The sequence below is a fragment of the Protofrankia coriariae genome, assembly GCF_001017755.1.
Classification (GTDB): domain Bacteria; phylum Actinomycetota; class Actinomycetes; order Frankiales; family Frankiaceae; genus Protofrankia; species Protofrankia coriariae.
Genome location: NZ_JWIO01000052.1, coordinates 1 through 10,853 on the forward strand (window position 1 = coordinate 1; position 10,853 = coordinate 10,853).

Consider the following 10,853-nt stretch of genomic DNA (forward strand, 5'->3'; position numbering starts at 1 on the left):
GGGCGAGGGCCGCGACCTCACCCCGGGCGTCCACGGTGATCTGGCGGGTGAGATCGCCGCGGGCGACCCCGGCCGCGACCTCGGCGATGCTGCGCACCTGCGTGGTGAGGTTGCCGGCCATGACGTTCACCGAGTCGGTCAGATCCCGCCACACCCCGGACACGCCCTTGACCTGGGCCTGCCCGCCGAGCCTGCCCTCGGTACCAACCTCCTTGGCCACCCGGGTAACCTCGTCGGCGAACGCCGAGAGCTGGTCGACCATCGTGTTCACGGTCGACTTGAGCTCGTAGATCTCACCTCGTGCGTCCACAGTGATCTTCTGGGACAGATCGCCCTGCGCCACCGCCGTCGTGACCTGGGCGATGTTGCGGACCTGGCTGGTGAGGTTGCCCGCCATCGAGTTCACCGACTCGGTCAGATCCCGCCACACCCCGGACACACCCCGCACATGGGCCTGACCACCCAGATTGCCCTCGGTACCCACCTCCCAGGCGACCCGCGTCACCTCCGCCGCAAACGACGACAACTGCTCCACCATCGTGTTCACGGTGTCCTTCAGCTCGGCGATCTCACCCTGCGCCGGCACCGTGATCTTCTGCGACAGGTCACCCCGGGCCACCGCCGTCGTCACCAACGCGATGTTGCGCACCTGGCTGGTCAGGTTGCCCGCCATCGAGTTCAACCGCCACACCCCGGAGACGCCCTTGACCCGCGCCTGGCCACCCAGGTTGCCCTCGGTACCCACTTCCCGCGCCACCCGGGTAACCTCGTCCGCGAACGAGGAGAGCTGGTCCACCATGGTGTTCACGGTCGTACCGATCGTGAGGAACTCACCTCGCACCGGCTGCCCGGCGATCTCCAGCGCCATGTGCTGCGAGAGATCACCCTCCGCGACAGCCGCGATCACACGCGCGACCTCGTGCGTCGGGCGCGCAAGGTCGTCGATGAGCGAGTTGACCGCCTGGCTCGACAGCGACCAGCCGCCCTCGAAACCGAGGTCGGCCATCCGCTCGGTCAGCCGGCCGTCCCGCCGGATCACCTTGCTGACCCGTTCCAGCTCCCCGGAGTGCCGCTGCTGCAGGGCCGCCAGCTCGTCGAAGCGCTGGGCGATCAGCGCGTCGCGGCCGGACCGCTCCCCGAGACGGGCGGAGAAGTCACCCGCGCACAACGCCGTCAGCGCACCGAGCAAATCGTCGATGAAGTGGTCGTCCACGGGCGCGGATTCCGACACCATCGTCATGGTGGAGCCCTCCAAACCGGCGTGCGCGGGAATCTCTCACGTCTGGCAGACCATCGGAACGGACCGGCGTCCGTTCATCAGGCATCCAGCAGTGCTCGGCGACAGTATCCGTCAGGGCTTGCTGTGCGGATATAGCGGATCCATCCGGCCGTGTGCCGCGCGTGCCGGCCCGGACCAGCCCGGAAGATCCGTCGGCCGCGCTCCACGCGACGGCCAATCCCTCATGACCGGACAACACAGGAGAGACTGACCGGCATGCTTCACATGCTCGGCGAAGAGGGGTTCCGCCGCACCCTCACACTTCCACCGGTCATCGATTCACCGGGATCGGCCCGCCGGTTCATTATCGACACGTTGCACGGCCGTCTCCACGCCGATGCCGTTGATATAGTGCTACTATTAGTAACCGAGCTTGTAACTAACGTAATCGTACACGCCGGCACCGACGCGACAATCGACATTCGACACCGCGATGGACGCCTCGTCGTCACGGTCAGCGATCGACATCCCCTGGCGTTGGGCACGGTACCGATCACCGGCCAACCCGGCCACGCTCCCGCCGCCGCCCGCTCGGCGGCCATCGACGGCCCGGGGAGCTCACCGGTACCCGTAGCCACGGCGGCCGGTGCGCTCCCGCCNTCCCGCCGGCGGCGCCCGGGAGCGTCACCGGCGAGTCCATCGCGGACAGCGGCATCGACAACCTGCGTGAGGACGGCCGCGGCCTGTCGCTGGTGGACGCGCTGAGCACGGCGTGGGGCACCGAACACGACCGGACGGGCAAGAAGGTGTGGTTCCGCCTCGACGCCCCCGACGGTTCGCCCACCGACGCCGAAGCCGCGGGCGGGCCCGGCCCGGCCGCCNCCCGGCCGCCGCGGCTGCTGAGACGGCCCGCGCCGGCGCCCGGACAGTGTCCCCTGGTCTGTCCCCCGGCTTGCCCTCCAGCTTGCCCTCCAGCTTGCCCCCCGGCTTGCCCCCCGGCTTGGCGGCCCATGGGAGCGGATCCGCCGCCGGGCCCCCGGCCGCGGTGGGCGCGNCGGCCACGGTGGTGGGCCCACGCAGGCCGGCGCGGTTGCTCTCGTCCACCCTCACCCGTGTCCTGTCGGTCGAGGAGGAGGTCGGTGAACTGCTGGCGCAGCTCGTCGACGCGCTGCCGTCGTCCGGGGCGGGCCTCGTGCGGCGCAGCCATAACCGGGCGGGAGCGGCGGAGGTGGTGGCAGCCTTCGGATCGACCGGTTCGGAGCGGGACGCTCGCCGCATCCCGCTGGACTCCCGTGACGGGACCGTCGGAGAACTGTTGCTGTGGTCACCGGGCCTCCCGGCGTCCACCGGCAGGGCACCCACCGGTGCGGCCCGCGTGTGCCAGCTCGACGACGACGCGGGCGGCATCCACGACGACGCCATCCATGGCGATGTTCATCGCGATATCCATGGTGCCGTCCGTGACGACATGGATGGCGCTGTCCACGGCGACCTCGAGGAACGGATCCAGCTGGTCGCCCGTTGGATGGCGCTGGCGCTCGGCGGTGCCCATCTGCGACGTGTCGAGGAACGCCGGATCGGCATGCTGTCCTTCCTGGCCGAGGCGTCCGACCTGCTCGCGGGCAGCCTCGACACCGACCGGAGCCTGGCCCTGCTCGCACGCCTGCCAGTGCCCCGGCTGGCCCGCTGGTGCACGGTCCACCTGTTGCGCGACGACGGTGCGATCAAGCTGGCCGCCGTCGGCCACGTGGACGAGGCCGCGGCCGGTGCCCTGTCCGCCTGGGCGGACGACCCGGCCGGGACGCTGGTCGCCCACCTGCAGGCGGCGCTCACCGACACCGTGCGGGTCGCCACCGTCGACGGCGCGCCCACCGTCATCGCCGCGATGCGCGCCCGTCGCCGGGTGCTGGGCGTGCTGACCCTCGGCCGCGCCGCCGGGAACAACTTCGAGGCCGACGAGATCGAACTGCTCACCGACCTGGCCCGCCGCGCGGCCTTCACGGTCGACAACGCCCGCCTGTTCCGCCAGCAGGTGGAGGTGGCCGGCGAGTTACAGGCCGGACTGCTGCCGCCCGAACTGCCCCACATCGACGGGATCGAGCTCGGCTCGTCCTACCGCTCGGCACGGGCCGGTCTGGAGGTCGGCGGTGACTTCTTCGACCTCGTCCCGGATCCGGACGGCGGCTGGACGATCATCATCGGGGATGTCTGCGGCAAGGGCGCGGAAGCCGCCAACGTCACCGGGGTCGCGCGGGCCGTGCTACGGCTGCTGGCCGGCCAGCGCCACAACCTGCCCGACATCATGATGGATCTCAACCGGGCGTTGCGGGACACCGCCAGCTACCCGAACCCCGCTGGTCAGGGACGTTTCTGCACGCTCGCGGCGGCCCAGCTGCGGCCCGCTGGCGAGCTCGGCCCCCCGAGCGAACCGGGCCCGCCGGCGGACGAGCCGGGCCCGCCAGACGAGCCGGAGCGGTCAGGCGGTCCCCGGCCGTCGGGGGCACGCGGTCCCACCGGCCTGGCGCGGCCGGCTGCCCGGTCCGAAGCGCGGTCGGTCGAACGGGTGGTCTCGATCTGCATGGCCGGGCATCCGCTGCCGGTTCTCGTCCGGGCGGACGGGACGGCCGTGTTCGTCGCGCAACCGGGAACGCTGTTGGGGGTCCTCAACGACGAGGATGCGATCTTTCCCGAGGTGCGGGTGTCGCTGCGGGCCGGGGACGCGCTCGTCCTGTACACCGACGGAGTCGTCGAGGCACGCCGCGGCCGGGAACTCTTCGGCGAGGAGCGGCTGCTGGCCACCCTGCGCGGCTGCGCCGGGATGTCCGCCCAGGGGATCGCGGAGCGGCTGCGGGCGGCTGCCGAGCGGTTTGCCGGCGGCCGGCTGCGCGACGACGTCGCGGTGCTCGCGGCCCGCATACCAACATGACACTCCGCGATCCAGTGAAACCTTTCCACGGGAGATCGTGACGGAAGCAAGCGATACCGTTACCGTACGTTATAAAGACTACCCGGCATCCGCCCGTTGACCGTGAAAGACCGGAAGTGCTTGGAATAGCCGGCCTGTGGGTAGACGTACAGGGATGTCGTCACATCGGATTCGGTGATCAATGAATACACAGACGGGGTGGAAAAGGACATGATGACCCGCGCGTCGTCGTTGCGCCCCTCGGCCACGCACATGCTGGTCGAGCTGCCCTACGTGCCCGCGGCCGTCCCGCAGGCACGCCGTGCGCTCAGGGAGCAGCTCGCCCGCACGAATCTGTCCGAGGAAGCCGTCGGGACAGCGGAACTCCTGGTCAGCGAACTGGTCACGAACGCGGTCAAATACGGCAAGCCACCCGTCTGGCTGCTGCTCGAACTACGGCCAGGCCTCGTACACGCCTCTGTCTCGGACACGTCTGTCGTGCTACCGCAGCGGCAGCAGGTGGATCTCGGCAGCGAGGGCGGCCGTGGCCTGCTCGTCCTGGACGCTCTCGCCGGTAGCTGGGGCGCGGTGGCGGTGGACTCGGGGAAGTACCTCTGGTTCGACCTACCCGTCCAGTCGCCCGTCCAGTCGTGAGCTGAACGCGCGTGCAGTTGCCACCGTCGGCCGGCCGGCTGCACGCCCTACCCGTCAGCCGGCTGCCCGCAGCCACGCTGCACTGGCTGCGCGGCGCCCTCGGAGCACGCGGCGGCGCCCCCGGCCGATTCGCTCATCCCCCGAATGCTCCCACCGCCTCAGCGGCCTTCGCCGGAACGTTCACCGAGGCCTTCACCGGGGCACAGCCTTTCACCGGCGCACAGCCTTTCGCCGGCGCGTACGCCGATCCGATCAGTGCGTACATCTACGATCTTGACGTCGCGGCCGGTAACGCCGCCCGGCTGAAAGCCGCGTTACCGCCATGGGCCGCGATCTTCTATGCGGTGAAGGCAAACGGCTACCCGCCGGTCCTCGACGCCCTCGCCACTGGCCACGGCCACGGCCACGGAGCCCAGCAGGCCCACAGCGCCCAGCACACCGGCACCACCGGCCACAACCTCCCCACCGGCCAGGGGGTGGACGGTTTCGAGGTCGCCTCCAGCCATGAGATCCAGCTCGCGCTGGACAGCACCCAGCGGATCGGGCGGCCTGCCCGCATCGTCGTCTCCGGCCCGGGGAAGTCCGTCCCGCTGCTGGCCACGCTCGTCGAGGCCGCCAGGGCCGGCGCCGAGGTGACCGTCAACGTCGAAAGCCCCGGTGAGCTGCGCCGGCTGAACCACGTCGCGGGCCGGGCGGGCCGCCGGATACCGGTCACGCTGCGGGTCAACCCGTCCCGGGTGGCCCTCGCCGGCTCGCTGCGGATGGGCGGGGTGGCCAGCGCCTTCGGGATACCCGAGGCGGACGTCCCCGACGTCCTGGCCGTCGCCCGGTCACTGCCCTGGGTCGACGTGGCCGGCTTCCACGTCCACGCCGTGTCCGGGAACCTCGACGCCGCCGCGCACCTGGACTACGTCCGCTGGTGTCTGGGGTACGCGGCCGCCACGGCCGCCGCGCACGGCGTCGACCTGCGGGTCGTCGACGTCGGCGGCGGGCTGGGGGTGCCCTTCGAGCCGGACCGGCGCGGCGAACGCCCCTTCGACCTGGACGCCTTCGCCGCCGGCCTGCGGGCGACACCGGTCCCGGCCGGGGTACGGGTGCTGTTCGAGCCGGGACGCTGGCTGGTCGCCGACTGCGGCGCGTACGCGGCCGAGGTCACCGACGTCAAACACGCCCACGGCACCGACTTCGTGGTGCTGCGGGGCGGCATCCACCACTTCCAGCTGCCGACGTCCTGGGAGATCGTGCACAACTTCGGGGTCGTCGCGGTGGACGACTGGCCGTACGACTTCCCGCGCCCCGGCGTCGCCGGACGGCCGGTGACCGTGGTCGGCGAGCTGTGCACGCCCGAGGACACCCTCGCCCGCGACATCACCGTGGACGCGGTGCGCGCGGGCGACATAGTGGTCTTCCCGATGGCCGGCGCCTACGGATACGAGTTCGCCATGCAGGGGTTCCTGGGGCATCCGCCACCGGTACGGGTCGCGGTGTCGCGGGACTCGGGCGGCGGCTTCACCCACGTCCACACAGGTTCGACGCACCACACAGGTTCGACGCGGCACGGCCCGGCACACGGCGGCTCGACCTACACCGTCTCTTCGACCCATACCAGCTCGACGTCCACCGGCTCGGCCCACACGAGCTCGACGCACACCAGCTCGACGCACACCGGGGGCTCCCACAGCACCTGGACCACCCGACGTGACGAGCGGACGTGACTTTCGTGGCCTCCGCAGCTCACACGGCCCGCGCAACCCGCGCAACCTCTGTGATCATCTGTGATTTCCGCGGCCTCCGCGACACTGTGCGGCTTGGCCTGCGGCGGGCGCTTCGGCTGCGTACGCTGGGAGCCCAGCGGCGGCTCAGGACCTCGGCGGCGAAGGTGAGGGCGGCGCATGCGTGTCTACGAGAACCTGGCCGCGGTGGTCGGCGGAACTCCACTGATCAGGCTGAACGCGGTCACCGCGGGTATTGCCGCACCCGTGTTCGCCAAGCTGGAGTACGTCAATCCGGGCGGATCGGTGAAGGACCGGATCGCCCTGGCAATGATCGACGCCGCGGAGGCCACCGGGCAGCTGCGGCCGGGCGGGACGATCGTCGAACCGACCAGCGGCAACACCGGAGTGGGGCTGGCGATCGTGGCCGCGGCCCGCGGCTACCGCTGCGTGTTCACCATGCCCGACAAGATCAGTGAAGAGAAACAGGCAGTGCTGCGGGCCTACGGCGCCGAGGTGCTGGTCTGCCCGACCGCGGTCGCCCCGGACGACCCCCGCTCCTACTACTCGGTCGCCCGCCGCGTCGTCGCCGAGACGCCCGGCGCGTGGAGCCCGGACCAGTACTCCAACCCGCACAACCCCGCCGCGCACCACGCCAGCACCGGCCCGGAGATCTGGGCGGACACCGACGGATGCGTCACCCACTTCGTCGCCGGTATCGGCACCGGCGGGACGATCAGTGGCACCGGCCGCTACCTCAAGGAGGTCAGCGGCCGGCGGGTACAGGTCGTCGGCGCCGACCCGGAGGGGTCGGTGTACTCCGGCGGCAGCGGGCGGCCCTACCTCGTGGAGGGGGTCGGCGAGGACATCTGGCCGACCACCTACGACAAGGCCGTCGTCGACCGGGTCGAGGCGGTCAGCGACCGCGACTCGTTCCTGATGACCCGGGAGCTGGCCCGCCGCGAGGGCATGCTGGTCGGCGGCTCCTGCGGGCTCGCGGTGGTCGCCGCGCTGCGGGTGGCCCGGGAGCTGGACGCCGACGGCTGCGTCGTGGTGCTGCTCCCGGACTCCGGCCGCGGCTACCTGTCGAAGATCTTCAACGACGAGTGGATGTACGACTACGGTTTTCTCGACCGTCCCTCGGACGAGCCGACGGTCGCCGAGGTGCTCGCCCGCAAGGCCGCCGACGCGACCAGCCCGCCCGACCTGGTACACGTGCATCCCGACGAGACCGTCGGCGCGGCCATCTCCTATCTGCGCGAGTACAACGTCTCCCAGATGCCGGTGGTCCGCCAGGAGCCGCCGCTGCGTTCGGCCGAGGTGGCCGGCGCCGTCATCGAACTGGAGCTGCTCGGGGCCGTGTTCGCCGACCGGGCCGCCGTCGACGCCCCGGTGGCCGCGTACATGTCGCCGCCGCTGCCCACGGTCGGCGCCGGCGAGCCGCTGTCAGTGCTGGTTGCCGCCCTCGGCGCCGCGCCGGCCGTGCTCGTGCTGGAGGACGGCAACCCCGTGGGCATCCTCACCCGGTCCGACCTGCTCAGCTTCCTGGCCACCCCGTAACCCCACCGAGGAGCCCATGACCAGCGCCGACGACCCTGTGACCAGCGATCCTGCGGCCGACGATCCTGTGGCCGACAACGCGGTAACCGGTGTGGACGGCTCCGCGGCCCGTGCCGACGGCCCGCGCCGCCCGGCGCCCGTCGGCGCGTGGCCGGCCGGCGCCGAGGCCTGGGCCGGTACCGGCTTCGAGACGGTGGCGATCCACGCGGGGCAGGACCCCGACCCCGTCACCGGCGCGGTGGTCGTCCCCATCCACCCGTCGTCGACGTTCGCGCAGGACGCCGTCGGGGTCCCGCGCGGTGCGTACGAGTACGCCCGCTCGTCCAACCCGACCCGCACCGCGCTGGAGACCTCCCTGGCCGCGCTGGAGGTGGGTGCGCTGGGGCTCGCCTTCGCCTCCGGGATGGCCGCCGTGGACGCGGTGCTGCGCACGGTGTGCCGGCCCGGCGACCACGCGGTGATCCCGTTGGACGCCTACGGCGGCACCTACCGGCTGTTCGCGCGGGTGCTCGCCGAGTGGGGCGTGGAGTACACCCCGGCGCCGCTGAACGATCTCGACGCGGTGCGGGCGGCGATCCGCCCGGGCCGTACCCGACTGCTGTGGTCCGAGACGCCGACGAACCCGACGCTGGGTGTCTCCGACATCGCCGCGCTGGCCGACATCGCCCACTCCGCCGGCGCGCTGCTGGCCGTCGACAACACCTTCGCCACCCCGTACCTGCAGCAGCCGCTGGCCCTTGGTGCCGACGTGACGGTCCACTCGACCACGAAGTACCTCGGCGGACACAGTGACGTCGTCGGTGGCGCCGCGGTGGTGGCCGACCCGGGGCTGGGGGAACGGCTGCGGTTCATCCAGAACGCCACCGGGGCGGTTCCCAGCCCGTTCGACGCCTGGCTGGTGCTGCGGGGGGCGAAGACCCTGGCGGTCCGGATGGACCGGCACTGCGCGAACGCCCGCCGCGTCGCGGAGCTGCTGGCGGGGCATCCCGCGGTGGCGGCCGTGCACTACCCGGGCCTGCCGGACGACCCGGGCCACCAGGTGGCGGCGAAGCAGATGCGTGACTTCGGCGGGATGGTGTCGTTCGCCCTGCGCGGGGGCGAGGAGGCGGCGGTCGAGGTGTGCCGGCGGACCAGGGTGTTCACCCTCGCCGAGTCCCTGGGCGGGGTCGAGTCGCTCATCGAGCATCCCGGGCGGATGACGCACGTCTCGGTGGCCGGTTCTCCGCTGGAGGTGCCCGCGAACCTCATCCGGCTGTCGGTCGGCATCGAGTCGATCGACGACCTGCTCGAGGACCTCACCGAAGCCCTCCCCGACCGCCGGGATCCGTAGGTGGTTTCCGTCACCCCGACAGCGTTTTCCACCTACGCCTCGTTCGGTCGTAGGTGGCTGCCGTTGGAGGGGTGACGGTTTTCACCTACGACTTCCGCTGTGCCGTCGGGCCGTGCTGTCGGGCCGTGGCCAGCCCCGCGGGTGCCGCGTGGGCTCGGCGTTGCCGCACCGGCAGGGTTCGTCGTCGGATTGCGGCGAGCGAGAGGATGATTACAGTCACGGCTCGCGTCCCCCCTGCCAACAGCTGCTTAGGTTAGGCTTCCTTGAATCCAACGGAAGCTCACAGGTGGCATGATCGAGCGGGAACGCCCTTGCCCGCGCCCGAGGTACCGCGCCGGATCGGCTCCGCCGACCGGAAAGGTCCGCAGGACCCGGGCCCTCGGACCCGGCCATCCGCCCAGGCCCCACAGCTGAGCCCTCGGACCGGATCACTCAAGGAGCCCAGGCCACCGGACGGGAGTCGCTTTCTTGACGATATCCGCCATCAGTTCCGGATCCGCCGGCCCTTCGGGACCCAGCGCCCATGCTGACCCCACTACCAGCCCCACCGGCGGCCCCACTGGCGACCCCGCTGACGGCCATGGCGTACCGAACGCCGACGGCCGGGTACGCGCCGAGGGAATCCTCGCCCGGCAGCGCCGGCGCGAGTCGTCCGCGCGGACATACGCCCGGAACCTGCCGATCGTCCCCGTCCACGCCGAGGGCATGACGGTGATCGGCGCGGACGGCCGTCGCTACCTGGACTGCCTGTCCGGCGCCGGCACCCTCGCGCTCGGCCACAACCATCCCGTCGTCCACGAGGCGATCCGCGGGCTGCTCCACTCCGGCGCACCGTTGCACGTGCTCGACCTGGCCACCCCCGAGAAGGACGCGTTCACCGCCGAGCTGCTGTCCTGCCTGCCGGGTGACCTCGCGACCTCGGCGAAGCTGCACTTCTGTGGGCCCAGCGGCGCGGACGCGGTCGAGGCCGCGCTCAAGCTGACCCAGACGGTCACCGGGCACGAGACGCTGCTGGCGTTCACCGGTGGCTACCACGGCATGACGGCCGGTGCGCTCGCCGTCACCGGCAACGTTACGATCAAGGAACGTCTCCGGCCGGTGGGCACGGTCGTGCGGCTGCCCTACCCGTACCCCTACCGCTGCCCGTTCGGCGTGGGCGCCACCGACGGGGACTGCCCGGACGGCGCGCGGCTGTCCACCCAGTACATCGAACGGCTCCTGGACGACCCGTGCGGCGGAGTGACCCAGCCCGCCGCGATGATCGTCGAAGCCGTGCAGGGCGAGGGCGGGGTGGTGCCCGCGCCCGACGACTGGCTGCGGGCGATCCGCCGGATCACCGCCGAGCGGGGCATCCCCCTGATCCTCGACGAGGTCCAGACCGGGGTGGGGCGCACGGGCGCGTTCTGGGCCGTCGAGCACAGCGGCATCACCCCGGACGTCATCGTCATGTCGAAGGCGATCGGCGGCGGCCTG

Annotated in this window: 7 protein-coding genes (1 of these 7 running past the window's edge); 6 read left to right on the forward strand and 1 reads right to left on the reverse strand. The window is 71.7% G+C overall.

The window, feature by feature from the left end:
- The coding region (locus tag FrCorBMG51_RS21580) for a HAMP domain-containing protein (RefSeq protein WP_047224848.1) at window positions 1-1,240 on the reverse strand (1,240 nt) is incomplete at its 3' end.
- 1,042 nt (window positions 1,241-2,282) lie between these two features.
- Here FrCorBMG51_RS21580 and FrCorBMG51_RS21585 point away from each other — a divergent pair.
- The 6 genes from FrCorBMG51_RS21585 to FrCorBMG51_RS21610 all read left to right on the forward strand — a co-directional run.
- Window positions 2,283-4,145 (forward strand): SpoIIE family protein phosphatase, encoded by a 1,863-nt coding sequence (locus FrCorBMG51_RS21585; protein WP_235433796.1) that lies wholly within the window; start codon window positions 2,283-2,285, stop codon window positions 4,143-4,145.
- Window positions 4,146-4,355: 210 nt separating this feature from the next.
- The gene (locus tag FrCorBMG51_RS21590; RefSeq protein WP_047224859.1) at window positions 4,356-4,778 is read left to right on the forward strand and encodes an ATP-binding protein; all 423 of its coding nucleotides are present in this window, start codon (window positions 4,356-4,358) and stop codon (window positions 4,776-4,778) included.
- A gap of 11 nt (window positions 4,779-4,789) precedes the next feature.
- On the forward strand, window positions 4,790-6,493 hold the full coding sequence (locus FrCorBMG51_RS21595; protein WP_047224849.1) for a type III PLP-dependent enzyme domain-containing protein: 1,704 nt from the start codon (window positions 4,790-4,792) through the stop codon (window positions 6,491-6,493).
- 177 nt (window positions 6,494-6,670) lie between these two features.
- Entirely contained in the window at window positions 6,671-8,050 is a 1,380-nt protein-coding gene (locus FrCorBMG51_RS21600; protein ID WP_047224850.1) for a cystathionine beta-synthase, read from the forward strand.
- A gap of 16 nt (window positions 8,051-8,066) precedes the next feature.
- Window positions 8,067-9,380 carry a cystathionine gamma-synthase gene (locus tag FrCorBMG51_RS21605; RefSeq protein ID WP_076842295.1) on the forward strand — a complete coding sequence of 438 codons (1,314 nt, stop codon included), beginning with the start codon at window positions 8,067-8,069 and terminating at the stop codon, window positions 9,378-9,380.
- 468 nt (window positions 9,381-9,848) lie between these two features.
- Window positions 9,849-10,853 carry the 5' portion of a diaminobutyrate--2-oxoglutarate transaminase family protein gene (locus tag FrCorBMG51_RS21610; RefSeq protein ID WP_052914924.1) on the forward strand. Its footprint extends 501 nt past the window's final position, so only the first 1,005 of its 1,506 coding nucleotides appear in the window; the start codon lies at window positions 9,849-9,851; its stop codon lies beyond the right edge, outside the window.

What these genes read in the sequence shown, in the direction of transcription:
- FrCorBMG51_RS21590 (WP_047224859.1), top strand. Translation starts at nt 4,356, where the DNA reads ATGATGACCCGCGCGTCGTCGTTGCGCCCCTCGGCCACGCACATGCTG.
- FrCorBMG51_RS21605 (WP_076842295.1), top strand. Translation starts at nt 8,067, where the DNA reads ATGACCAGCGCCGACGACCCTGTGACCAGCGATCCTGCGGCCGACGAT.
- FrCorBMG51_RS21600 (WP_047224850.1), top strand. Translation starts at nt 6,671, where the DNA reads ATGCGTGTCTACGAGAACCTGGCCGCGGTGGTCGGCGGAACTCCACTG.